15 protein-coding genes are annotated in these 25622 nt (G+C 44.7%); 6 read left to right on the top strand and 9 right to left on the bottom strand.

The window, feature by feature from the left end; genetic code table 11:
* Nucleotides 1–63 precede the first annotated feature (63 nt).
* Genes LX64_RS05265 through LX64_RS05245 form a run of 5 tightly spaced genes read right to left on the bottom strand, consistent with a single transcriptional unit; the run spans nt 64 to nt 6276 of the window.
* On the bottom strand, nt 64–1491 hold the full coding sequence (locus LX64_RS05265; RefSeq protein ID WP_111596575.1) for a DHA2 family efflux MFS transporter permease subunit: 1428 nt from the start codon (nt 1489–1491) through the stop codon (nt 64–66).
* Nucleotides 1481–2680: an ABC transporter permease gene (locus LX64_RS05260; protein WP_111596574.1), complete on the bottom strand. Its 1200-nt coding sequence runs from the start codon at nt 2678–2680 to the stop codon at nt 1481–1483. Before LX64_RS05260 ends, LX64_RS05265 begins: the two co-directional genes overlap by 11 nt.
* Nucleotides 2667–3839: an ABC transporter permease gene (locus LX64_RS05255; protein WP_111596573.1), complete on the bottom strand. Its 1173-nt coding sequence runs from the start codon at nt 3837–3839 to the stop codon at nt 2667–2669. Before LX64_RS05255 ends, LX64_RS05260 begins: the two co-directional genes overlap by 14 nt.
* Complete coding sequence (locus LX64_RS05250; protein ID WP_111596572.1) at nt 3836–4825, bottom strand: HlyD family secretion protein; 990 nt, start codon at nt 4823–4825, stop codon at nt 3836–3838. The genes LX64_RS05255 and LX64_RS05250 overlap by 4 nt, the downstream gene beginning before the upstream one ends.
* Nucleotides 4822–6276 carry a TolC family protein gene (locus LX64_RS05245; RefSeq protein WP_111596571.1) on the bottom strand — a complete coding sequence of 485 codons (1455 nt, stop codon included), beginning with the start codon at nt 6274–6276 and terminating at the stop codon, nt 4822–4824. Before LX64_RS05245 ends, LX64_RS05250 begins: the two co-directional genes overlap by 4 nt.
* A 174-nt stretch (nt 6277–6450) precedes the next feature.
* Between LX64_RS05245 and LX64_RS05240 the strand changes: the two genes are divergently transcribed.
* Nucleotides 6451–8697, top strand: a complete 2247-nt coding sequence (locus LX64_RS05240; protein WP_111597036.1) for a TonB-dependent receptor — start codon at nt 6451–6453, stop codon at nt 8695–8697.
* A 223-nt stretch (nt 8698–8920) separates the two neighbouring features.
* Nucleotides 8921–9346, top strand: a complete 426-nt coding sequence (locus tag LX64_RS05235; RefSeq protein ID WP_111596570.1) for a hypothetical protein — start codon at nt 8921–8923, stop codon at nt 9344–9346.
* A gap of 60 nt (nt 9347–9406) precedes the next feature.
* Here LX64_RS05235 and LX64_RS05230 read toward each other — a convergent pair whose 3' ends face one another.
* Together LX64_RS05230 and LX64_RS05225 are read right to left on the bottom strand one after the other, a co-directional pair.
* Nucleotides 9407–12334: an FAD-binding and (Fe-S)-binding domain-containing protein gene (locus LX64_RS05230; RefSeq protein ID WP_245952556.1), complete on the bottom strand. Its 2928-nt coding sequence runs from the start codon at nt 12332–12334 to the stop codon at nt 9407–9409.
* 126 nt (nt 12335–12460) lie between these two features.
* Nucleotides 12461–13375 (bottom strand): DUF72 domain-containing protein, encoded by a 915-nt coding sequence (locus LX64_RS05225; RefSeq protein ID WP_111596569.1) that lies wholly within the window; start codon nt 13373–13375, stop codon nt 12461–12463.
* A gap of 145 nt (nt 13376–13520) precedes the next feature.
* Between LX64_RS05225 and LX64_RS05220 the strand changes: the two genes are divergently transcribed.
* The 3 genes from LX64_RS05220 to LX64_RS05210 all read left to right on the top strand — a co-directional run bounded on the left by LX64_RS05220 (nt 13521) and on the right by LX64_RS05210 (nt 17796).
* On the top strand, nt 13521–14936 hold the full coding sequence (locus LX64_RS05220; protein WP_111596568.1) for a glycogen synthase: 1416 nt from the start codon (nt 13521–13523) through the stop codon (nt 14934–14936).
* 10 nt (nt 14937–14946) lie between these two features.
* Nucleotides 14947–16221: a glucose-1-phosphate adenylyltransferase gene (locus LX64_RS05215; protein WP_111596567.1), complete on the top strand. Its 1275-nt coding sequence runs from the start codon at nt 14947–14949 to the stop codon at nt 16219–16221.
* 99 nt (nt 16222–16320) lie between these two features.
* Nucleotides 16321–17796 carry a glycoside hydrolase family 130 protein gene (locus LX64_RS05210; RefSeq protein WP_111597034.1) on the top strand — a complete coding sequence of 492 codons (1476 nt, stop codon included), beginning with the start codon at nt 16321–16323 and terminating at the stop codon, nt 17794–17796.
* 1379 nt (nt 17797–19175) lie between these two features.
* On the opposite strand, the gene LX64_RS05200 is transcribed toward LX64_RS05210, so the two are convergent.
* Nucleotides 19176–21464 (bottom strand): glycosyltransferase family 4 protein, encoded by a 2289-nt coding sequence (locus LX64_RS05200; protein WP_111596565.1) that lies wholly within the window; start codon nt 21462–21464, stop codon nt 19176–19178.
* Nucleotides 21465–21801: 337 nt separating this feature from the next.
* On the opposite strand from LX64_RS05200, the gene bshC reads away from it, so the two are divergent.
* On the top strand, nt 21802–23400 hold the full coding sequence (gene bshC, locus LX64_RS05195) for a bacillithiol biosynthesis cysteine-adding enzyme BshC (protein ID WP_111596564.1): 1599 nt from the start codon (nt 21802–21804) through the stop codon (nt 23398–23400).
* Here the strand turns inward: bshC and LX64_RS05190 are convergent.
* The gene (locus LX64_RS05190; protein ID WP_111596563.1) at nt 23373–25613 is read right to left on the bottom strand and encodes an FUSC family protein; all 2241 of its coding nucleotides are present in this window, start codon (nt 25611–25613) and stop codon (nt 23373–23375) included. The two genes, bshC and LX64_RS05190, sit on opposite strands and share 28 nt — an antisense overlap.
* Nucleotides 25614–25622 lie beyond the last annotated feature (9 nt).

Genomic DNA, 25622 nt, shown 5'->3' with positions numbered 1-25622 from the left:
AATTACGGATTATCGGAGATATGGAATTTTTAAAGCGTATAGAAAATTGTTAAACTTCCCATTTTACGTGTGTAAGTTCTGTGAAGTAGCCACGGCAGGCGCGAGGCGTTTGTAATGTTTTTTGGGAAGGAAGAAGGCCGGTACAATCGACACGATAAGGATTACCGTAGACACATAAAAACTATCGCGCAGGGCTTCGTGTTGCGCAATTGGATCGCTCAATCCTTCTGCTAGGTAGCCCGCTAAGCTATGTTGGTGTATTACAGATAGTAGCGCTACACCAACCGCCCCGCTAATTTGGATGCTAAGGTTCATTAGGGAAGAAGCCATGGTTACCTGTGCCGGCAATACCGAATCTACCGTGGCGATGGTAATAGGCGTTAGTAAGCATCCCAAACCAAAGCCTCGCATGACCATCACAGCAATAATTACATATACAGATACCCCGATACTGATATAACCAAACAAATACATCGTAACCGCCAATACCGCCAACCCAAATATGGTTATACCCCGTGGCCCATACTTGTCTGTAAATGTGCCAGAAAGCGGCATCATCGCCGCTAAAATTACAGAGGCGGGCAGGAGTAGTAAGCCGGCTTGGATTTCGGTGTAATGCATTAAGTCTTGCAATAAAAACGGTAACAAGAAAACACCACCAAATAATGCAGCAGAACGACTCATATTCACCAATAAAGCACTCACAAAGTGCAAGTTCTTAAACAAGTTTAAATCAATAATCGCATATGCGTTCTTCGACGCCAAGCGGATAAAGATACCAATGGAAATAACCGCCACGGCGAAATAAGCGATAATACCACCGAGGCTTTGTGCATCTTTCTCTAAGCGGGTAATACCCAGCTGGAAGGAAACGAGGAAAAGCGCAAAGAAGATATAACCACCCGTGTCGAAAGGTGTTTTCACTTTGGGTTGATGCCGTAAGAACCCCAAATATCGGTAACTACATAACACCGCCACTATCCCAATCGGCACATTAATATAGAAAATAGAGGGCCAACCATAATTCTCCGTTAATATACCACCCAGCGTAGGGCCTAATGCCGGGCCTATCACTATACCCAATCCCCACCACCCGAGTACCTTACCGCGGGTATCTTCATCAAATGAATACGTTAATATCGATAACGCAACCGGGGATATTGCCCCGCCACCAATGGCTTGAATAACACGACTAATCACCAAGGAATGTAAATCGGTAGAAAGACTGCATAACAACGAGCCAATAGTAAAAACACTCACACTAATATTGAACAAAGCAAAGAACCCAATTCGGTCCTTCAACCAATTCGTCAACGGCATACAAACAGAGAAAGCCAACATGTAAGCCGTTACAATCCATTGCAGCTCATCCATGCGTACATCGAATTGTTTTTGCATGGTAGGCAGCGAAATATTCACAATACTAGAATCCAAACCCGCCATTAGCGTGCTAAGAATGAGTGTTACCAGTAAGCCTGCTTTACTTTTCATGCAATACAATTAATGACGAGCTGCCCGCTTTCGCTAAACGGTGCATCTTCCATATACACAATACCGTGTAGAACAACCACAACACGCATAAATGTACCACCGCCGGCATGCGTTCTATCATGCTGGCATTTTGTTGCACAATGGCTGTATATACATTTATAAAGGGCGTAGTAGGCAATAACGCGGTGATCAACTGTAAACCTTTCGGTAGCTCAGATATGGGCCATGTATACCCCGTAATAAGGAAAATTGGGTACGTGGAGAATGCCATCATTTGTGTACAAAGCAATTGCGACTTAAATAGCATCCCAATCCACATCGCCATGGGAATGAGGGTGAGTATAAAAAGCGCGATTAATATGCTTAATTGGAATGAACTGCCCATACGATCCAAATTGAGTACGCTATAGTTAACGTTCATGAAGAAATACCCGTACACGGCAAATAACACGAAGTAGAAAAGCCCCTTTCCCCATAAAGCCAGGCTATAGTTCCCATTAGCCACTTGCAACCAGTCGTAGAACGTATGCTTTTGTCGCTCTGCCGCTGTGCCACCGGCTAGGCCTATTAACAAGGTTTGTTGCAAAATAAGGGCCAACAACCCCGGCAGTAAAAAGGTACCATAGTTCACCCCGGAATTAAACAGCGGGTGAAAGTCGACGTTGGCAGGTTGCGTTTCCTGCAAAGCAATATCGTTGTTGTAGCCTTGCTTAAGATTATATTGTAAACGTACGCCTGCACCTACTGTTAAGGTGGCCGTTGTAATGGCTTGCATTAAGTCGCTGCTAGGTAAGAATTTCGCGGCATTCACCACCAAGGTAACGGTGCTTTGTTGTAGCGACATTACCTTGCGTTCCATATTCTTTTCGATCATTAAGAAGCCTTGGGTTTTGCCTGTGCGCATATTCTCCATCGCAGTTTCCAAGTTCGTGAACTGGTTCACCTGCACCATTTGCATATTATTGATCTGCTGGATATAAGTACGCGATAAACCAGTACGATCATTATCTACAATATCGAGGGGTACTTTTTCTTCGGCTTTATTCATGTAAATACTACCGTAAAAGAAAGCGTAGAGGAGGGGCGCAATCAGTAACGTCAACAGTAAACTATGATCCTTGGCAATCATTTGCACTTCCCGTAATAGCAAGCGCCACGTAGTATGGTTGCGTGTTCTAGGCGGTTGCATAAGCATGTATTTTTTGAATGCGTTTATGAAGGAAGAAAACCGACACGAAGAAGGTTACCCCGATAAACAGCAATAACTTCAAGATGTAAGGTTGCGCATAATGCAATGGCAAACCCATAAAATAAACTTGGAAAAACCCGTCTAAGAAAGCGGTATAGGGCATTAACTGCGCATAGTATTGGTCGTACCATGGCATCGCCCAACGTGGGAAGGTGAACCCGCTAAACACGAAGGCCGGCGAAGTATAAAATAACCCCACATCGGCGGCCAACATGGTATCATTGGCTAAAGTAGAAATCATCATCCCAATGCCGATACAGGCCAAGGATAAAAAGTTGAAAAGTATAAATAGTTGGAAAGTACTACCATCGCGGGTAAGGTTGAAGTAGGGGAATAAAACACCTACCATGAGAATGAAATTCAACCAGGATACGCCCAAATGTGCAATAGTTTTACCTACCACGATATTGCCGGCACTATAATTCGCTTTGGGCAATATTTCCAGCATCGTGCCTTCATTCCATTCCGTATTAATCGCCAATACCACCACCATAATAATCATCATCTGCAATGCCACCGTTACCAATCCCGGCACCAAGTACTGCTGGTAGTTATAATTAGGGTTATAGAGTTGTTGGATGTTCAGTTTCAAAGGTTGTACCAAGGCCATTGCTTTCGCGGGCGACATGCCCGTTTTTACAAACTTCTGGAGTACTACACCCGATCCTGCTGTGATCAACACTTTCGATGCATCGGCATACACCAGTTTGCCCGGTACTAAGTTAGAAGCATTGGTGTATACGCTAATGTTTACCGGGTGCCTGCTTTTGATTTGCTTTTCCATGCGTTTTGGAAAGTGCACAGCGCCGAATATCTTGCCTTCGCGCATCAGCTGCTCTAACTCCGTCATGCTCGAAATTTGGTAGGTAATGTGCATGCTCGGGGTTTCTTCCAGCATAAACATCAATTGGCGAGAAAGCGCGGTACGGTCTTCGTCCCAAATAGCTACGGGTAAATCCTCTGCTTTTTGTTTGTTATAAATGAAGGCATAGAAAAAGAATATAATCGGCGGCAGTACAATCAATACCAAGTAATGATCGGGCCGCGAAAATATACGCTTCCATTCACGGAGGATGATATATAGCAATCCATTTCTCATGGTATAGCAATCGCTGCCGTCATCCCGGGGCGCAAGCCTTTAATAGACGACAAGTCAACGGGTTTAAATTCTATCGTGAAGGTTTTCATTTCAAATTTGCCTTTGTCGCTCGTAGGCACCCAATTCGCAAAATCTAACGAAGGCGATACGGTACTTACGCGTACATCGAACTGCTCGGGCGTACATCCCGGTACTGTCGCTTTCGTTACTGCGCCTACAGGGAATTTGCCTCCCAAATCCTGCCGGATATTGAAACGCAAAATGTAGGAATTGTCTTTCTGCAAGGTCATCATCGGGTAACCAATCGATACAATCTCGCCTTCGTGGGTAATGAGAGATGAAATGATCCCATCGGCAGGCGCATATATACGGGTATTATCCGTGAGCGCCTTGGTAAGCTCGTAGCCTTGTTGCGCTTGCTTTAAAATAGCAGTGGCTGTTTGTACAATCTCTGGTTGTGTTCCTTTTTCTAACATCTGCTGGTTGAGCCGGGCAATTTCCATTTCCTTTTTAGCCGCTTGGTATTTGAAGTAAATGATGTCTTTTTCTTGACCAGATACTACGCTATCATTGTACAACCTTTCCATACGCTGGAAAGTTTTCTGTGCTAAATCGTATTGATCTTGGGCGATCTTGTACAGCTTCCCTGCCGATTGTACCAATTCCGGCCGCGCCCCTTTTTCCAATAACTTCACCTGGCTTTCCGCTGCTTCTATAGCTGCCAATGCTTGTTTACGAATGGCATCAATTTCCGTGGTTCGTAACACGCCCAGGAGCTGACCTTTACGCACTGTATCGCCTTCATGCACGAGCAATGAATCCAACCGGCCGGGGAATTCTGCTGCTACGTCAACGTAAGAAGCATCCACCATGCCAATGGGTTGTTTGGTGTTTTCCGCGGGCGACTTCATCAAGTAATACAAGGCGATCAAGAGAATGACCACGGGGATGAACAAGGCCCAGTAATTCTTTAAAAATTGCTTCATGGGATATACGATACGATTTGTTGGGGCGTGCCCAAGATGTTATAATATGTGGCGAGTGCAATCCAATAACCCAGCACCGCCGTGTTATACGCTTTACCGATTTCCTCTTCTACCAACAACGCGTCATTTACGTCCTTTACCGACGACATTTGGTTTTCCAATCGCTCACTAATTTGCTTCGTTGTTACCATCGCTTGCTTCCAAGCAGCATCTAAGGCGGCAATGTCTTTCTGTAACATCATCACTTGGTTGCGGGAAACTTGCGCACCGGCTTCAATAATTTGTTGGGTATTAGCATTGGCTAGTTTAGCCGCCGCTAAAAATTCCTGCGATGCTTTCACCCGGCGTGTATTGGCGAAACCGCTGAATAGGTTCCATTGTAATTCAACGCCTACTAACCATGGCGGAATAGTAATAGGTAAATCGTGTTGGTACAATTGCACATTCGCAATAGCGAAAATATTAGGTAACTGCAACGATTTACTCGCCTTAACAGTCGATTGTGCCAGTGCTGTTTTTGTTTCAATGGCTTTATAAGTAGGCGAGGAGCGCCAGAAATCTGCTTGGGGTTGCTCTACTTCGGTAACAGCATAGCGAAGGGTATCGGTAATCACGAGGTTCGAATCTTGCGGTATTTGCAATAAACGCTTCAACTCCACCATGGCATTCATCTTATCCAACTCCTGGTTGTTCTTACGGGTACGCGCATGGATGACGGCCACGCTGGCCCAGTTTTTTTGATAAGGAGGAATGATTTCGTTGCGAACCAACGATTCTGCCATACGTTCATACCGTTCCATTGCCAATATAATCCGGTCTTGCGCCCGCATAAGTGTATTGCTGTATAACACGCGGATGTAGTTCGTAGCCACCGCGTAATCCAATTCTTTACCTACCAATTCTATATTGGCTTCGCCAGAACGGAGTTCGGCATGGGCTACATCCCTGGCAACGGCTAATTTGCCGCCGAGGTAAATAGGTTGTCGTAATATGAGCGATGAAGTGAAATACGATTGTTGGGCTAATGCCGGGTTGTAGTTAGGATAAAATGCACCCAAAATATCTTTCGATACTTTGTTGATATTGTCTTGCACATTTTGTGGTAAATCGTTCCCCGTAATTTGTTTGAATACCTCGTTCGCGCCGTTGGTGACTTGTGCCGAAGAACCATTAATAATCCCACCCCGCACCTGCTCCAAGTTTACTTCCAATGGTTTAGAAAGATAGTTGTAACCGGCCAATAAATCCACCTTGGGATAATACGTGGCATTTTCGGCTTTTACTTGGTATTGACGAGCGTTCAGCGATCGTTGTGCTTGGTTGATGGCGATGTTATTGCGATGTGCAATCGATAAACATGTTGCCAACGTGGTGTGGCCCTCTTGGGCGGCTGCAGGGATGCTAAAAACCAGTACGGATAGTATTGTTGCTAGTGGCAAATTCCAATTCATGCATGGTATAATTTGTTGGTAATACCGGTTAAAATTGTTCGTATTTCCCACTATAACACCCAAATCATAAATTTTGTTAAACAATCAATTGTATGCACCGCTTATCTATTTAAGAGGATAAAGCGGGCGCTTTTTAGTAATTTCGCCCATCAACCAAATTGACCTATGCTTATTATGCGGAGAAATCTACTTTTCTTTACCCTATTGTTATGTTTCAGCGCTTCAGTGCAAGCGCAAGAGCGAACGGCCAAAGGTCGCGTGATCGACGCTAGCACCCAACAACCCATAGAAGCAGCTAACCTGCGTTTCCGTTCCTCTACCCAACAAGTTAATACCGATGTACACGGCCGCTTTACAGTGAAAATTCCAGCCGGTACAGATTCAGTATATATTTCCGCGATTGGCTATACCACCCAAGCCTTCGCAGTTGCTCAGCTACAAGCCGATTTTAAAGTGGCACTCGCAGCGGTGAGTGTTCAACTAAAGGAAGTGTCCGTGGCACAGGCCGCCAACAACCCGTTTAAGCCTATTAGCCAAATGGATATCAAACTCCGGGCTGTCAATAACTCGCAAGAGGTATTACGCATGGTTCCCGGGTTGTTTATTGGTCAACATGCCGGTGGCGGTAAAGCCGAACAAATCTTCCTCCGTGGTTTCGATATCGATCATGGTACCGATATCAATATCACGGCCGATGGTATGCCGGTGAACATGGTGTCGCACGCACACGGGCAAGGTTATGCCGATTTGCACTTCCTCATCCCGGAACTCATTCAGCAAGTCGATTTTAAGAAGGGGCCTTACTATGCCGATAAAGGCAACCTAAATACAGCCGGTTTCGTCGATTTCAAAACGAAGGATGTACTAACGAATAGCATGGTAAAACTTGAAGCCGGTGCCTTTAATACTTGGCGGGGTGTAGGTATGTTCGATTTGTTAGGAGAAAAAGCCAAAGCAAACGAACAATCTGCTTTCATTGCCAGTGAATACATGTATAGCAAAGGATATTTCGATCATCCGCAAGATTTTAACCGTTTGAACTTGTTTGGGAAGTACCATGGTCGTATTTCACCCCAAACAACGTTAACGGCCAGTGCTTCTACCTTTACAAGTAGTTGGGATGCATCGGGCCAAATTCCCGATCGCGCGGTGAAAGATGGCAGTATCTCTTGGTTTGGGGCTATTGATCCAAATGAAGGTGGTAAAACGTCGCGTACCAATGCGAATGTACAAACAGTTACTACTTTGAACCACGATGCGTATTTGAAGAACCAAGTGTTCTACTCGCATTATAAATTCACCTTGTTCTCTAATTTCACTTTTTTCCTCAACGACGAGGTGAATGGTGATCAAATTAAGCAACACGAGGATCGTAATTTGTTTGGCTACAATGGTAGCTATGTGAAGAATGGGTATTGGGGGAATAAGAAGCTATCTTCAGAAGTAGGCATCAATGTGCGGTACGATAAAACCAATAACTCGGAATTGTCGCATACAAAAGACAGGTCTACTTTGATCGATCCTATTAAGCTAGGCGATATTAACGAATTAAACCTAGCGGCCTATTGGATGGAATCCATCGAATTAAGTCAACGTTTTACCCTCAGTGGTGGCCTACGTTTCGATCATTTCGAAATGGGGTATAAAGACAAGCTGGAGAATAACACCAAATCTACCGCAGGTGGCAACACGGTAAGCCCGAAATTGAACCTACAATATAAAGCGAGCGAATTCGCTTACTTGTACCTTAATTCCGGTAAAGGCTTCCACTCGAACGATACCCGCGTAGTAGTAAAGCAAGATGGCCGCCAAGTTTTACCGGCAGGTTATGGCAGCGATTTGGGTACTATCTTGAAACCAACGAAGAACTTGTTGATTAATGCTGCTTTGTGGTACCTCTGGCTCGACCAAGAGTTTGTATATGTGGGTGATGAAGGCGTGGTTGAACCCAGTGGGAAAAGTCGCCGCATGGGATTCGATGTATCCGTTCGTTACCAACCCACTAACTGGTTGTATCTCGATGCCGATGCAAACTATGCCCACGGTCGCGCGGTAGAAGAAGCCAAAGGCGAGAATTACTTACCACTCAGCCCACGTTTTACAAGCACAGGCGGCATTACCTACCGTAGTAAAATGGGTATCAACGCGTTTATGCGTTACCGCTACATGGGCGATCGCCCAGCCAACGAAGATAATAGCGTAATCGCAAAAGGTTATTTCGTAGCCGATGCCGGCGTAACCTATAGCAAACGCAAGTTCGAAATAGGCTTGAATGTGCAGAACGTATTCGATACCAAGTGGAAAGAAACACAATTCGATACAGAAAGCAGGCTAGCCAATGAAGTAGCGCCTGTGTCGGAAATACACTTTACACCGGGTACGCCATTTTTCTTAAAGGCGAGCTTGTCGTATTTCTTTTAAGAATAAATAAAATACTACATCTTATTTTACCGGTTGGAAGATAATATCTCGGCCGGTAAAATAAATGGGGATGATGCTATAGCCCAAGCAAATACAGCTAACAACATAAGTCGCCAAGGTAACGAAGCTATTTGAACGATACACATAGAAACATTCGAAGAGAATTATACAATGATAGGAGTTACGACGTAAACATTCAAGCAACATTAAACCCAATTATGCCATGTTAAAATCATTGTTCGTTGTATTCCTCATTGTAGGAATAACTACAACCCTCACTTCATTTCAAGCCAAAAAGCCCACTATCAAAGTATGCTCCTTCAAAAAAGAGTACGATACATCTAGTCGCTGGTGGAAAGATTCAAAAGTTGATTGTGAAAAATGGACATTAACGGCTGATAAAATTGCCTACTTATTGTTGAACATGAAGCAAATGGATGGCCCCACTTTGCACGACCTCTACAACACGTGGCCTTGCTCGTATGTAGGAACTGTACTCGTAAATGGAAATGAAATGCAATTTGAATTGAATGCCGGTTCTTGGGCATATTTGAAACCGAAAGGCAAGGGCTGGGTGTTGTATGGTTACTTCAAAAAAGATGCAAAAAAATACTTCGTTGAAGGGCAAGCACCATTGAGCGAAGAATAATAAAAAAAACGCCCCACGAAACCCGTGAGGCGTATATATCAATCATTGATAAGCTATCTATTATTTCAAAGCCTCAAACAACACTTCTACAGGATGCTTGGCTATTACGCCGGTGCCATCTTTCACTTGGTGCCTACAGCTCGTACCCGGTGCGGCTATAATAGTGCCAGGTGCCGCTTTTCTTACGGCTGGGAATAATACCAATTCGCCAATTTGCATGGAAATATCAAAGTGCTCCTTCTCGTAACCAAATGAACCCGCCATACCGCAACAGCCCGATGGAATAACATCTACGCTGTAGTTGGCCGGTAAGCTCAACATTTTCTTACTGTGTGCTGTACCCGATAACGCTTTCTGCTGGCAATGACCGTGCAATTTGATTTGTTGCGGTGCATCGGTAAACTGCGCAGCGGTGATATGACCTTTATCGATTTCATTGGCAATAAACTCATCGATTAAGTACACATGCTTCGCTAATTGTTGTGCTTTCGTACGCAGTTCGGCACTTACTAAATCGGGATATTCATCTCTAAAACTCAAAATCGCGGAAGGTTCAATTCCTAGCAATGGTGTATTTTCTGAAACAATACCATGGAAGATTTGTACGTTTTGTTCTGCTATCTTCTTCGCTTTCCGTAACATGCCTTTCGACATCAATGCTCGCGCACTTTCCGGGTGATCAATCATTTCTACCGTATACCCCAAACGTTGCAAAAGTTGTAATGCTTTAATACCAACACTCGTATCGTTGAAGTTGGTGAACTCATCGCAGAATAAGTACACGCGTTTATTATCAGCGCGATGGGTATTGCGCACGTTTTTATTGTACCATTTGCGTAACGTGGTACTTTCCAACGTAGGCATAGAACGATCCACAGCAAAGCCGGATATTTTCTTGATCAGCTTGCCGGTGGTGTTATTCTTCACGGCCCAGTTAAATAAACCCGGCGTAATAGACGCTAAACGCATGCTGCCACTGAAGTTGGCGATTAGCTTATTGCGGAAGGGAACGCCGTTCGCATCGTAATAATGCTGCAAGAACTCCATTTTCAATTTCGCCATATCCACGTTCGAAGGACATTCAGATTTACAGCCTTTACAGGCTAAGCATAAGTCCAATACCTCGTAAATCTCCTCGTGGTCGAATTTATTCTCTTTCGTGCTGTTCGTCAAAAACTCGCGGAGTATGTTGGCGCGTGCACGGGTGGTGTCTTTCTCGTTGCGGGTGGCCATGTAACTAGGACACATGGTGCCGCCGCTTAATTGTGTTTTCCTACAATCGCCGGAACCGTTGCACTGCTCGGCATGCTGTAGCATGGTTTGATCAGGGAAGTGGAAGATCGTTTGTAAGCTAGGAGCTTTCTTGCCCGGTTCGTAGCGTAACATGCTATTCATCGATGGCGTGTCTACGATCTTATTCGGGTTGAAGATGTTCTCCGGGTCCCAAGTATATTTCAGTTGACGAAGCAATTGGTAGTTCTTTTCACCCACCATTTGCTGGATAAATTCACCCCGTAAGCGTCCATCACCATGCTCGCCACTCAACGAGCCATTGTACTTCTTCACCAAGGTGGCAATCTCCTCCGCGATGGTGCGGAATAAAGCATTGCCTTCTTGTGTTTTTAAGTTGATGATGGGGCGAAGGTGAATCTCCCCGCTGCCCGCATGCGCGTAATGCACGGCATGCAAATCGTATTGTTGTAGTATTTTATTGAAGTCGGCTATGAAATCCGGCAAATCTTCCACCGCTACTGCTGTATCTTCAATCACCGGCACGGCCTTTTCATCGCCCGGTAAGTTCGACAATAAGCCTAAACCCGCTTTGCGCAAAGTCCAGATTTTCTTCGTGTCATCACCAAACAAAATAGGGAAGTGGTAACCCAAACCCGCCGCTTGTATCTCGGCTTGCATTTGTGTCGCAATCTCCGTAATGGCTTCACGGGTATCTCTACAGAATTCAACTACCAGGATGGCGCCCGGGTCGCCTTGTACGAAGAAACGGTTCTTACGTTGCTCGATATTATCCTTGGTACATTCTAATATGAAATGATCGATCAACTCGCTCGCACTCGGTTTGTATTTCATGGCAATGATGTTCGCGCGGAGCGATTCATCTACCGAGTTAAAGTGAATACACATCAAGCCCGTTTCTTTCGGCGGAATAGGATCTACATGGAGTTTTATCTCCGTGATAAATGCCAAGGTGCCTTCAGAACCGGCAATCAGTTTGCAGAAATTGAAGTTCTCTGCCCCCAATGTAAAGGGCGCCGTTTCCAATAATAGGTCGATAGCGTAGCCTGTATTCCTGCGGGGAATGCTTTTCTTGGGGAATTCCTTACGGATCTCGTCCTGGTGAGCAGGCACGCTTAATATGCTGCGTATTTGTTGGTAAATCTTTCTTTCCAATTCATTCTCGGCACTGTCGCACTTTGCATGAAAGGTATCAATATCCATTTCAGCAAATTCTACTTCACTACCATCACTCAACAACGCTTTCGCAGAAATTAAGTGCTCGCGGGTACTGCCGTACACCACCGAGTTCGAACCACACGAGTTATTCCCCACCATACCACCAATCATAGCACGGTTAGCGGTAGACGTTTCAGGGCCAAAGTACAAGCCATGAGGCTTTAAGTACATATTCAACTCGTCGCGGATAACACCGGGTTGTACACGTACCCAGTTCTCAGCGGCGTTCAATTCTAATATCTTGGTAAATGCACGCGATACGTCTACCACGATGCCATTGCCCACTACTTGGCCGGCTAAGGAGGTACCCGCGGTACGGGGAATTAACGACGTTTTCTCTTTTCGTGCAAATGCAATTAATTTCTTTAGATCAGTTTCATTCGATGGAATCGCCACGGCCAACGGCATTTCCCGGTAAGCAGAAGCATCTGTGGCGTACAAGGTACGCATCGTATCATCTGTATACAGTATGCCCTCAAGGTCCTGGCGGAGTTCTTCAAGCTTTTCGCGCATCAACATATCAAGCTAGATTGTGAAGGGGCGAAATTAATATATTGTTACGAGGCTTGTTAGTAGGAAATGTCCGAATACTTTTTTATGTGATTAGATGGAAGGACTTTTTAAGCCCCCTTTACTGAATATTTTTTAAAAAAGACTCGTTTGCGTGGGCTCGTCGCGGATAATTGGTTTCTTAACAGGGATGCCGCATTGGGCTTCTACCAAGTTACCAAAGTACACAACCGTGGGCGCAATTTGTTCGTTGCCATGCATGTGTAAGATGAAGTACATTTCTTCTAAACCTTGCTCGATCCAGTAACGGGTGCGGTTCGCCCAATCGTCGAGTCGGGGCCTGTCGGTAGGGTGACCATTATTACCTACAAAACGTACCAACGTTTTCGTTGTGGTAAGGTGCATATGCGAGCAATCGCGGCGCCCGGCCGTATCGGTAATAACTATACCAATGCCCAAATCGCGCAACTGTTGTACCAGGTATTCCCATTTGCCTAATTCAGTAAACCAACCCGGCTGGCGAAGCTCTATAAACAACTCCACATCACGCGGCCAGTCTTTCGCATACGCCACTAGTTCATTCACCCGCGAAGGCCCGAAGCGTTCGCCCATTTGCATAAACACCGGTCCTAAATGCGGGCCGAAATGACTGATACTCGATAAAAAAGCCGTTGTAACTTCCCGGGTATTCGTGAGCGTACTGTAATGACTAATAGTTTGTGGTATTTTAGGGCAGAAGAGGAAATCACGTCCATCGGCCCTGGCGGCCCATTTTTCAATGGTAGCAGCATCGTATATCTTATAGTGGGTGGCATTCAGTTCGAAGATGTCGAATTGCTTAGTGTAGTTTCCCATGTAGTCGGCTTCGTTTGTACCGCGTGGGTACACCGTGCCTACCCATTCCTTGCCGCCCCAAAACGAACTCCCAATGTGCACCTTCGGCTGAGCTGCACGTTGGCCGGGAAGGGTTTGGGTATTGAAGGCCGGTTCGGCCGTTAACTTAAAATCGATGCTGTCTAACAGGTGAATATCTACACTTCCAAATTCCATAAGAAACGATTAAAACATCAAAATAAGCAAATTTCATGCAAGCCTAGTGAGCGTTTCATCAAAATTGTCTATTTACTTGGCGGAATGTTTTGTAATGTTGTTTTTCGTAGTTAACTTTTGATTAATTAAAAAAAGACGATCCAGGATGGAAATTTTACACGTTAGCGCAGAATGTTATCCAGCCGCCAAAGTAGGTGGGCTGGCGGATGTAGTAGGGGCTTTGCCCAAGTACCAAGTACATGAAGGAGCCATATCGAAAGTTGTGATTCCTGCCTATCGAACTAAATTTTTCCATGAGCAACATTTTGAAATCGTGCACCAAGGAGGTGTATGGATAGGAAGAGATTGGTACCATTTTAACGTGTTGAAAGAAGAAAAGAATATCCTGGGCTTCGATTTATACTTAATAGATATTCCCGGCTTGTTAGACCAGCCGAATGTTTATGGGTACGATAATGATGTTGAACGCTTTTTAGGGTTTCAAATTGCAGTACTGGATTGGTTAAACGAATGGAAACATTTACCAAGTATAGTACATTGCCACGATCACCATACGGGTTTGATTCCTTTCCTCATGCAATATGGCTATAAATACAGCCATTTAAAGCAAGTACCTACCATACTTACCATACATAACGCCCAATACCAAGGCCAGTTCGGTTGGGATAGGGTGTACCTGTTACCATCATTCGATTTATGGAAAGCCGGTTTGCTCGACTGGGGTGGGGCTATTAACCCGCTTGCTTGTGCCATTAAATGTGCTTGGCGCGTGAATACCGTTTCGCCGGGTTATATGCGTGAACTTTTAGAAAGTGCCAACGGTTTAGAAGGCCTTTTAAGGATGGAGCAATCGAAGTGTTCGGGTATCTTAAACGGCATCGATGCCGAGGTGTGGGACCCTGCCACCGACCCTTATTTACCGGCCCACTATGAAGCGGCGGCGTTTGAAGAAGGGAAATATGCAAATAAAGTCGCCATTTGTGAAAGTTATCATTTAGACCCTAGCTTACCTTTGTTCGTGTTTATTGGTCGTTTAGTGAAGGACAAAGGAGCAGATGTATTACCGGAAATCATTTACCGCGCCAGCCAGGATCATCCCGGTGCTGCGAATTTCCTTGTATTGGGAAGTGGCGATAGCGAGATTACTTATCATTTGAGCCAATTACAACATAGTGTAGCCAACAACTACCGTTTTTACCAAGGTTATAATGAAGCCTTGTCCCATCAATTGTATGCTGCTGCCGACTTTTTGCTAATGCCTTCCAGGGTAGAGCCATGCGGGTTGAACCAGATGTACGCATTGCGTTATGGTACCATTCCCATGGTAAGAAGAACGGGTGGTTTACAAGATACCGTGGTAGATTTTGGAGATGAAGGAGGCTTCGGCATTCGATTTGAGCATGCATCGGCATGGGATGTAGGATATGCCATTAGGAGAGCCTTAGTATTGTACCAAGACCAACACCAAATCAATCAATTACGCAGCCGGGTGATGCAGATAGATCATTCTTGGAACACGGCTGCGCATCATTATATCAATTTATACACCAGTCTAAAATAATTAAACCGTTATGTTAAAATCTGTAATAGCCCTGATCCTCGGCGGTGGCGCCGGGACGAGATTGTCGCCCCTAACATCCAGCAGAAGTAAACCTGCCGTACCCGTTGGAGGAAAGTACAGATTGGTGGATATACCTATTTCTAACTGTTTGAACGCGGAAATCGATCGAATTTTTGTATTAACACAATTCAATTCCGCTTCACTCAATAAACATATCAAAAACACGTACCACTTCGGTTCGTTCAGTAAAGCATTCGTGGATATTCTCGCGGCAGAACAAACGCCCGATAACCCCACTTGGTACCAAGGTACCGCCGATGCCGTACGCCAATGTTTACGACATATCGAAAACTTCGAAGCCGATTATGTATTGATTCTTTCGGGTGACCAGCTTTACCAGATGGACTTTGCCGAAATGTTACAACATCATATCGAAAACGAAGCCGAGATTTCAATTGCTACCATCCCGGTGAATGGCAAAGATGCCCCTGAATTTGGTATCCTGAAAACGAATGCCGATAGCTTCATCACTTCGTTCATCGAGAAACCTAAAAAGGATCTATTGCCCGAATGGACATCCCCGGTAAGCGAAGAAATGGACCAAGCCGGCCGTCACTACCTGGCATCCATGGGTATCTATATCTTCAACAAGCAACTCCTAAAAGACTTGTTACTGGGTCAACAATCCCAAGCCACCGATTTCGGTAAAGAAATTATCCCGTACGCGATCGACAAGCACAAAGTGCTTAGCTTCCAGTACGAAGGCTATTGGACCGATATCGGGAACATCTCTTCCTTCTTCGAAGCGAACCTAGGATTAACCGACGAAATCCCTCAATTCAACCTGTTCGACGAAACCAAAACGATCTACTCCCGTGCACGCATGCTGCCACCGGCGAAGATCTCTGGTACCGTGTTAGAGAAAACCGTGATATCCGATGGTTGTATCATCATGGCCAGCAAATTGGAGCATTGCGTAGTAGGTATTAGAACACGAATTGGCAAAGACACCGTGATTTCGAATGCTTACGTGATGGGGAACGACTTCTACCAAACCTTGGGCGAAATCGACAAAGCAAAAGAAGAAAACAGGCCGCCACTAGGCATCGGTGAAAGATGTGTAATTAATAATGCCATCATCGATAAAAACTGTTGTATCGGCAATGATGTACGCATCAATGGAGGTAAACATTTAGCAGATGGTGATTTTGAATTGTATACTGTAAAAGATGGCATAGTTGTGGTGAAGAAAGGGGCATGCCTCCTGGATGGATTCGAGATATAAACACGTAACAAATCCCGGGGGGCTGTTGTTAGTATTACGAATTGGGTATGCATGCGTACAAACCGGGTGCATACTCATGGTCTTCAAATCAACACGATCATGCGATTATCACTAGAACGACACGCAACCCGGTTTACACCAGACTTAGAAAGAGTTGTAGCACGGTTTTTTTTCAACGGCGATGCGAGGGCTAGTTCCATTATCCAACAAGTAATGGAAATGAATGATGCCAACGTAAACTTAGCATTGACGCCCATCTTACGCGATTTCTCTAAACGCCACCGCAACATCACGCGGGTTTTTGAACGCCATTCCGATAAGTTGAAGAACCTCTTCACACTATTGAAAATCGATTATAATACACTGGATTATAAACGAAAGCTTCTCATCGGTTCCTACTTCACCAACGAATATTCGATCGAGTCGGCCGCCTTCTTTAATCCATCGATTATTGAAGACATTGATCAAACCGGTTTAGAAGATGGCGAAAAACGTGTGATCATCAGCTTCCGGGCAGTAGGTGAGGGCCACGTTTCCTCGATAGTATTTAGAAGGGGTTTAATAGATCGGAACAACGATATTGTATTAGTACCACCAGGTAATTACGTGGATGAGCCCGATATTGTACGGAATGCCTTGTACCAAAAGCAAGTGTTCTTCCAAAGCGCTTCCTCTATCAAACTACCCGGTTCGGTGATGAGCGAAATCCAAGACCGCTTACCCGCTTCATTTGAGTATGTAGCCCTCAAACAAGTGATCCGCGAATTGCAGCAACGCTACCAAGTAGATCACCTCCTTAAAAAATCACTGGAACGCCTCTTGTGGTTAGCCGATTCTTACTACGAAATCAATTTCTCCTTAGATACAGATATTTCCGACCGTGTTATCTTCCCATACTCCGATGCTGAAAGCCGCGGTATCGAAGATGCAAGGTTCGTAAAATACACCACCATCACGGGCGAAACCAAGTACTACGCTACCTACACCGCTTTCGATGGCATCACCATTCAACCCAAATTGCTAGAAACGAAAGACTTCTACAATTTCAAAATCATGCCCTTATACGGTGAAGGCGCCCAAAACAAAAACTTGGCCTTATTCCCCCGCAAAATCGATGGCAAATACGCCATGTTATCAAGAATAGACGGAATCAACAACTACATGATGTACTCCGACAGGATCAACATCTGGGAAAACCCGCAAATCCTACAAACCCCTAAACACCCCTGGGAATTTGTACAAATCGGTAACTGCGGTTCCCCCATCGAAACCCCCGAAGGCTGGCTCCTCATTACCCACGGCGTAGGCTCCATGCGAACCTACAGTATCAGCGCCAGCTTATTCGACCTCAATAACCCCATGATAGAAATCGGCCGCCTCAAAGACCCACTCCTCGTCCCTAACAAAGACGAACGCGAAGGTTACGTACCAAACGTACTCTACTCTTGCGGCTCCATCATTCACAACGAACAATTAATCATACCATACGGCTTATCAGATTATTCTTCTTCATTCGCTACAGTAAACCTAGCAGCACTATTAGAGAAAATCAAGTCTGATGGCAAAGAAGATTAAACAACATCCTCTACATACGAATCCCTCGCACTAGCGGGGGATTTTTTTGTCCCATCACAACCCTCTTAATCCACATGTCAAATCAATCATTTCAAAGAACTGGTATGTACGATCGTTATACCCTACGAAAATATCCCTTATCACTGCACTAAAAAAACGCCGTGCCGGAATGTGCCGCTTTTAACCGCTTTATGCCGCTTTATGCCGGAAAATGCCGGTTTATGCCGCTTTCCTTCAGAAGTCACACAGTATGAACGCAATATGTTCTACCTCTATACCCCCAAATATTCACCGCAGTGAGCTTACCTCGCTCCAGCACTACATTTCAGCCGATCTACTGCGCTATTTATGTGAAATATAATATCTCCCAATGTTCTTCTAATGTTATTCCAATGGTAAACCCCAGTGTTTTCAATATGGGAGATATATTTGGGATATATTTGGGATATACCCGGGATGTTCCTGTGTAGTATTTCCCAATACCCCTCAAAGCACCCAAAGGGAAATGACAGAAATGCAAAAGCCGTTTAAAGGCATTTCAAAGGCAAGTCAAAGTCTTTCAAAGGCAGGTCCAAGTCTTTCAAAGGGTCGTCAAAGGCTTTTCAAAGGGTTTTCAAAGGCTCGTCAAAGGCAAGTCAAAGGGAAGTCAAAGGCTCACCCAATTATTCCCCGCAGTACCCAAAGCAGGTTAAAAATCATCATTCAATTGACTTCCAAGATATTAAGCTATTCACCGCAGTAAGCACCAAATTAAACCCCAATGTTTACGGGCATCTGCAAAGTTTTCTCCGACTCTTTACCGACTTTTACCGACACACCCCCAGTATTGACGCGGGTCGCTCCGACATTTTCCAAGCCTTTTGTCGACAAAAACCTTATCAAACCCCGTATTTTACTTGCATGAAGTAAGCCTTTAGTCGACTATTTCCAATCCCTCCAACATCCTCCGTCTAAACTTTTAGGTCCTAACGTCCCTAAAAGTTTCCCAATCCCTCCAACATCCCATTCAAACCTCCATCACCCCAAACCCTCAAATATCCCACCTCCAAAACCATTAGGTCCTAACGTCCCTAAAGGTTTTGCCCCAACCTCCTTAACCTCCAATCAAAACCAGCACCATACAAACAACAACAAACCCTCCCCAACACAACAGGCACCACAAAGAACGAACGCCCTTCACCACAGTAGCACCGAAGCCTAATCAACATCCCGATAAAACGCCGACGCAGTCTTTCGGCGTTTTTCCTCCTTTCTTTGGTTACTTTCTTTGGAGAAGCAAAGAAAGTAACAATTAGGATGTAAGATAAATAGCAATAACCGCCATTAAAAAAGCCTTCCTCGAAAATCAAGGAAGGCTTATACAAAAAACTGTATTAATACTATCGATTTGTAACTGTTATAAACCCGTTATAAGTAACCGTACGCGTAAGCAACCGCGTTGTACGAACCGGCGACTGTAAAGGCTCCTGTGCACGCAACACACACAACTGTGAAATCAAGAACGCTAACGTACTTTCAGCACCTTGGTTACGGTTAAGTCCAGTCGCTTGCAAGCCATCGGCACAACCATGCGTTTCGTAATCGTATAACGGAACACCTAAGCTATTTCTGCCGAGGAACCATTCGAAGCAGGTGAACATCTTCTTCGTGTACCCTTCATCGTTAGTAATAGCGGCCGCTTGTTGATATAGAAGTACCATCGCCATTGTTTCAATCGCTTGTTGATCGAAAGTTGGAACGGCGCCATCTTTTTCATACCAGCCATTGTTGCCAACGGGGCGGAAGTAATCGTGGAGCATCGTTGTTTTTTCTAGGAATCGTAAAGATTCCATCCCAATGCTGCGAAGTTTCTCATCGCCGGTAACTTGGTATGCTTGGAGTAATGCTAAGGGTAGAATCCCATTGTCGTACGTCATGTGCGGTTCAAACCAATGCCATTCGTCGGTACGCGTCGATTCGTAGGAGGCTACCAGTTTATTGGTGAGCATTTGCAAGTAAGCAAACATACCTTCATCGGTAGGGTGGTATTGTAAATAATAGCTTACCCCGATTACAGTATTGGCGTGCCCACGGATGTATTTTAAATCTTTAAAATGACCAATCGCTCGTTGGAACATATCCGTTGCAAACTCGCGGTAACTATGGTTGGGCGCGAACTTAATGAGGTAGCCTAATGCCCATACCGTTCTACCGAAAGAATCTTCAGAACCAATTTCATCTAAGTATTGCAAATTAAAGCTGAGGAAGTTGCGGAAATTTCCATCTTCCCGTTGCATATAGTTTATAAAGCTTAAATACACAGGCAGCATCTCGTGCACATCTTTGCTTTTGCGGTATTGATTGGCCATTAATAGCATCATCAAAGCACGTGCATTATCATCTACACAATAGCCTTCCTTTAAATTTGGAATACCATATTTCGCATGTTGAATAATACCCGTTTTGTCGGTAATACGACGAACGTGCGAGAAGTTCAACACCGGCATTTGGTTAATAAATGGATTCAGGTTACGTACCGCCATGCGTGTAGGTTGGTACTCTTGAACAATGAGTTGCGCCGTATCGTGGTATTGCTGTCCCATCATCGACCATTGTAAATGTTCGCCGTAAGCTGCCGCACGTTTTTGAATCGCTTGCCATGCATACGGGTTATCGAATAAATGGAGGATGATGTTGGATAATTGTTCCGATTGTTTGAAGCCGAACAACACACCACGACCATCATCTAACAACTCTTTCGCATACCAATAGGGCGTAGATAAAACCACCGCTCCCGCACCGAGTGCATAAGTAAGCGTACCGGAGGTAATCTGCGATTCACTTAAATATGGCGTGATGTACAATTCGCATCGTAACAAGTAAGCACATAATTCATCTTCATCCAAGAAACGATTCAAGAACACTACGTGATCCTGTAATTGTAAATCCGACACTAATTGTTTCAAACTATCACGGTATTCTTCCCCCGCGTGTTTAATCACCCCTGGGTGCGTAGCCCCGGCGATTACATACACCACGTCGGGATATTTGGCTACCACGCTGGGCATGGCTTTAATAACGGTTTCAATCCCTTTATTGCGGCTGAGTAAGCCGAAGGTAAAGAGCACCTTTTTATCTTTCAGTTCAGGAAGTACATATTCATTCACATCCTTAATCCCACAAAACTCGGGCACACCGTGTTCTATCAAAGAAATTTTATGGGAAGGAATGTCGTATACTTCTTCAAGGAAATCAATCGCTAAATGACTCATCACCACGATGCCTTGTGCTTTTAAGCCTATTTGGTGAACGATTGTTTTTTGCATGTAACTCGGTTCTTTCAACACGGTATGGAAAGTAACCATCACGGGGATTTGTAGCTTGTCGATAAACGGCAACACAAAAATCCCGCTTTCGCCACCATAAATACCAAACTCGTGTTGTATCACACAAATCTGTGCCCCACTTTTATTAATGAAATCGGCGGCAGCAATATAAGAATCCAAATCATTTTGCTGGATAGTATAGGCTACCTCCGGGGGGTAGTCGTATGCTTGATGTGCATCATTAAGGGCGATGACCATGGCTTCGGTATTTGGTACGGCACTAACGGCTTTTACCAAGTGGTGTGTAAACGTGGCAATGCCACATTCTCTGGAAGGATACGATGCTACATATGCAATTTTCATGTGTTGGGCAATTTTTTTCCGGGTTAAGAATACTCATCTATTTGTAAGGGGGACAGGACTATAATAACAGTCAAAAAGAAAGCCAGTTTAACTATCTATGGATATTTAAAAAGCTAATAACTTGTAATGTGCGCGTAAAAAAAAGGTCATTTTGACAAATACAGATTTTGGTCGATATGTAGCCAAATAGGCTGTGATGGGAAGGTTGAGGTAAAGTTTCCACATTTCCGTACATCCATGTGCAGAACCAGTTGCCCAAAAAAAGGGGGTTGCAACGTGGAAATGTCTAAATTCGTGCAGTCAAAAAAAGGCCGAAGCATGAATCGGCGGAAGCATTATGAAGCAATTGAATCAATATATTCCATTTAATGAAACGGGGTATTGTAGTTCGTTAGTATCGGATTTTTTAACGTCGGCCCCCAGCATACGCAACTTTACGCAGTATAATCCAACTCACCCGGATGTTGAATTAGCGATAAAAACAAAGGCTAACCAGCCCATCCACCGCGATGTATTGGTGAAAGCTTTACAAGGGCAATATAGCCGCTTGGAGCATGTAGATACCGCTGTTCGTACGAATATTGAACTGTTGCTTTCTACCAACACTTACACAATTTGTACTGCACACCAGCCAAATATATTTACAGGTTACTTGTATTTTGTATATAAAATTTTACAAACAGTCAAGTTGTCACGAGAGCTTACCGAGAAATTCCCTGGGAAGCATTTTGTGCCTGTGTATTATATGGGTAGTGAAGACGCTGATTTGGATGAGTTGGGGAAAATCTTCCTCAACAACAAAACCATTTCGTGGCCTACGCAACAACATGGAGCAGTGGGTAGAATGAAAACAGAAGGCTTTGCCGCGTTAATCGACCAAGTTACGGCTGAATTGGGTTACGGCCCGTTCGCGGCCGATTTGGTGGAGATGTTGAAGAAGGCTTACTTAGGGCATGATACCATTCAAGAAGCAACGCTTTACTTGGTGAACGAATTGTTTGGTAAATACGGCGTAGTGGTGTTGATTCCAGACAATCCCGCGTTAAAGCGCTTGTATATTCCCGTTATGCAAGAAGAATTGTTACAACAGTCTTCTTTCCATGTAGTGGAGAAAACGAACGTGGAATTGTCGAAAAACTACAAAGCACAAGCATACCCGCGTGAAATAAACTTATTCTATTTAAGCCAAGGTACCCGCGAAAGAATCGTGAAAGAAGGCGAAGTATGGAAGGTATTAAATACACCATTGGAATTCGATGAAGCTACCTTGCTACAAACCTTGCACGATTACCCCGAGCGTTTTAGCCCGAATGTAATTCTTCGCGGTATGTTCCAAGAAACCATTTTGCCAAACGTGGCCTTTATTGGTGGCGGTGGAGAAGTGGCCTACTGGTTGCAATTAAAAGACTTGTTCAATCATTACAACGTACCATACCCCATCGTATTGTTACGTAATTCCTTCTTATACATCGATCAATTCCACCACGAACGCATCGCGAAATTGGGCTTGAGCGTACAAGATTTGTTTATTGAAACAGAAGCCTTGGTAAATGCCTTCGTGCGTAAGCATACGAATGCTGAATTGGTATTGAAAGAAGAATACGCGTTAATTGACCAATTATTTGCCAAAATTGCCGAGAAAGCAAAACAGATTGATGTTACCTTGGAAGTAACAACACAAGTAGAGCACAACCGCGCGATTAAATCTATCGGGAAATTAGAGCATAAGTTTTTGAAAGCCGAGAAGAAGAAGTTTGCATGGCAAACAGAACAAATCAGGCAATTGAAAGCCCGCTTATTCCCGGGTAACTCTTTACAAGAAAGAAAAGAAAACTTCATGCCGTACTACGCAATGTATGGAGAAGCTTTCTTTGAAACCATATTAAATGCCATGATACCCGTAACGGATCAGTTCTGCGTAATTGCAGAAGCGTGAACCGCGGCCTTTTTCATGTCTTTCACCACTACTACGATGGCGTTGAGCTGATCCCGGACCTGCTTGATCTCTAAGAGTTCGTCGCGAGCCGGGGTATGACCGGCGCCTTCGTTTATTTGCGCCTGGCGCAAAGCAGCCAAATCCTCTAAATGCTGCTCAATCGCCTGCAAGGCTGCCGGTGCAGCTATTTCTTCGGGATGTTTGCCCGTTTTCATGTACTCTTCTAACTGGTCGATGAGCGTCATTACGTAAGTGGTAATCGCTTGGTATTCCTCTTCCTTGTGGAACTGGAGCTTCTGTTCTAACGCATATGCCGCTAACTGGGCAATGTGCGATGACAAAGAGTTGGCCAGTACTACGAAATGGTATATTTCCGAAGCACTTTTTTGCTTATTCTTGGGTTCCGACAGCATCCGTTGGAAGGCGGCCATTAAGTTGGCGGTGCTAACGTACACATCTTTGCGGGCCAGTTTAAACGCGGTGATGGAGAAGGGTTGCTTCGTGTATAACTGCATCACTTGGAAGAAATACTTCCTATTCGCATCTACCATCTTCAACATGTAATTCGGCAAGAATTTATATTCCCAACTAGGCCAGAAGAAGTAGTTAAACGTAAACGCTATCGCCACACCAATTGCCGTATCCGATACACGCAGCATTACGTTGTCGAAATCTGCCGGGTGTAAGAAGTGGAGGAGGAAGATGATAAAAGGAGTGGTAAATACTACGCTTACAACGTAGTTATAAGTCATGTAACTATACGCCCCCAGAATGCACAGCAGCATAATGATGAAGATAGCCGTAGGGTCTTTCGTAATAAATAGCACTAATACCGCGAACATGGCCCCAATGACCGTACCGAGGATACGTTGGTAGCTGCGCGATTTGGTTAAACTGAAACCGGGTTTCAAGATCACCACGATGGTCAGCAAAATCCAGTAGGCTTTACTGATCTCCAGGAAGTGCCCCAAGAGGTAACCGGCTGCCATGGCCAACCCAACACGCACCGCGTGGCGGAAGATATGGGAGTCGAAAGTGAGGTTATTTTTGAACGTATCGCGATCGTACCGTTGCGAGGTGGTAAACTTGGCCAGGTCGAGGCTGGTATCGAAGTTTACTTCCTTTACACGTTCTAAACGGGTAAGGCGGTGCAGGTTATAAATACGTTGCGAGATTTGTTTTAAGTTGGTGAGCAGGCTTTCTAAAGGAATAAGCTCGTTGAATGCGCTGGTGGAGAGATGGGTATCCCTAAACGCAATCATTTCCCGCTTCACTTTTTCAATCTCTAATTTCAAGTTCACTTTCGGGAAGGAACGTTGCGTGGCAGATACGGCTAAGCCTATTTGATCTAACTCCTCGGCAAATGCCACGATGGTATCGTGCAATTGGGCGATAAGGTGCGTGTTTTTGTATTTTTGCTGCAAGGAACGGTAGTCGATCTGGGAAGCCATAATTTGCTCGTACATGTCTACCAAATCGAGGAAAATGAGTACCATGCTCTTGCTAATACTGGTAGTTCCTTGCTGGGCCGACCGTTGTTTCAACAACAATTCCCTCACCGCTTCCATCTTTTCGTTCACCACTACCTGTTGGGCAATTACGGCACGGTAGGTTTCGTTCACATCAATATCACTTTGGTAGAAGTTGGCGCGGAGGCGGAGGTAATGGGCGGTTTGTTGAATACAGTCGCCCAAGGTTTGTTGTACCGTTAAATACGGTCGAATTTGCCAAAGTACAATAGCGAGAATGGCATACCAAACGCAACCGGCAAAGGTGGCGGCGGTGGCAAGGAGTGCACTTTGCCAGTCCAGGTGTTCACTTAAAATAGATACTAAAACCAGCAAACAGCCGATGCCAATATTGGCGCCGCGGTTGCCGTAGATATTTAACATGGCATAGAAAAAGCCGCAAGCCGCTAACCAAGGCGTTAAAAACCAAGGGTAGGGCGAGAGTAGTCCTGTGCCTAAAGCAGTTAAAGTAATGAGGATGGTGCTGATGATCAGCCCATTTCTCTTGTGAATAATCGTGCCCGGTACATCGGCTAAGGCACAACAAAGGGCGCCCATAGAGGCGGCAATCCCAATATCGAGCCTACCAAACGGTACGGAAATCAACGAAGGAACAACGGCACCTATACTTGTTCTAAGGCCGTTACTAAAATGGAAACTGAATAAAAAGGTCTTGACTTCTTTGGATAATCGTTCTAAATGCATGCCGCTACA

The organism is Chitinophaga skermanii, assembly GCF_003259335.1.
In the GTDB taxonomy this organism is placed as follows: Bacteria; Bacteroidota; Bacteroidia; order Chitinophagales; family Chitinophagaceae; genus Chitinophaga; species Chitinophaga skermanii.
Note: the sequence above shows the minus strand (reverse complement) of the source record. Positions and strands in the feature narration are given on the sequence as shown.

Bases quoted from the DNA above. Each gene is read 5' to 3' on its own strand.
- LX64_RS05265 (WP_111596575.1), bottom strand. From the start codon at position 1,491: ATGAAAAGTAAAGCAGGCTTACTGGTAACACTCATTCTTAGCACGCTA.
- LX64_RS05260 (WP_111596574.1), bottom strand. From the start codon at position 2,680: ATGCAACCGCCTAGAACACGCAACCATACTACGTGGCGCTTGCTATTA.
- LX64_RS05255 (WP_111596573.1), bottom strand. From the start codon at position 3,839: ATGAGAAATGGATTGCTATATATCATCCTCCGTGAATGGAAGCGTATA.
- LX64_RS05250 (WP_111596572.1), bottom strand. From the start codon at position 4,825: ATGAAGCAATTTTTAAAGAATTACTGGGCCTTGTTCATCCCCGTGGTC.
- LX64_RS05245 (WP_111596571.1), bottom strand. From the start codon at position 6,276: ATGAATTGGAATTTGCCACTAGCAACAATACTATCCGTACTGGTTTTT.
- LX64_RS05240 (WP_111597036.1), top strand. From the start codon at position 6,451: ATGCGGAGAAATCTACTTTTCTTTACCCTATTGTTATGTTTCAGCGCT.
- LX64_RS05235 (WP_111596570.1), top strand. From the start codon at position 8,921: ATGTTAAAATCATTGTTCGTTGTATTCCTCATTGTAGGAATAACTACA.
- LX64_RS05230 (WP_245952556.1), bottom strand. From the start codon at position 12,334: ATGTTGATGCGCGAAAAGCTTGAAGAACTCCGCCAGGACCTTGAGGGC.
- LX64_RS05225 (WP_111596569.1), bottom strand. From the start codon at position 13,375: ATGGAATTTGGAAGTGTAGATATTCACCTGTTAGACAGCATCGATTTT.
- LX64_RS05220 (WP_111596568.1), top strand. From the start codon at position 13,521: ATGGAAATTTTACACGTTAGCGCAGAATGTTATCCAGCCGCCAAAGTA.
- LX64_RS05215 (WP_111596567.1), top strand. From the start codon at position 14,947: ATGTTAAAATCTGTAATAGCCCTGATCCTCGGCGGTGGCGCCGGGACG.
- LX64_RS05210 (WP_111597034.1), top strand. From the start codon at position 16,321: ATGCGATTATCACTAGAACGACACGCAACCCGGTTTACACCAGACTTA.
- LX64_RS05200 (WP_111596565.1), bottom strand. From the start codon at position 21,464: ATGAAAATTGCATATGTAGCATCGTATCCTTCCAGAGAATGTGGCATT.
- bshC (WP_111596564.1), top strand. From the start codon at position 21,802: ATGAAGCAATTGAATCAATATATTCCATTTAATGAAACGGGGTATTGT.
- LX64_RS05190 (WP_111596563.1), bottom strand. From the start codon at position 25,613: ATGCATTTAGAACGATTATCCAAAGAAGTCAAGACCTTTTTATTCAGT.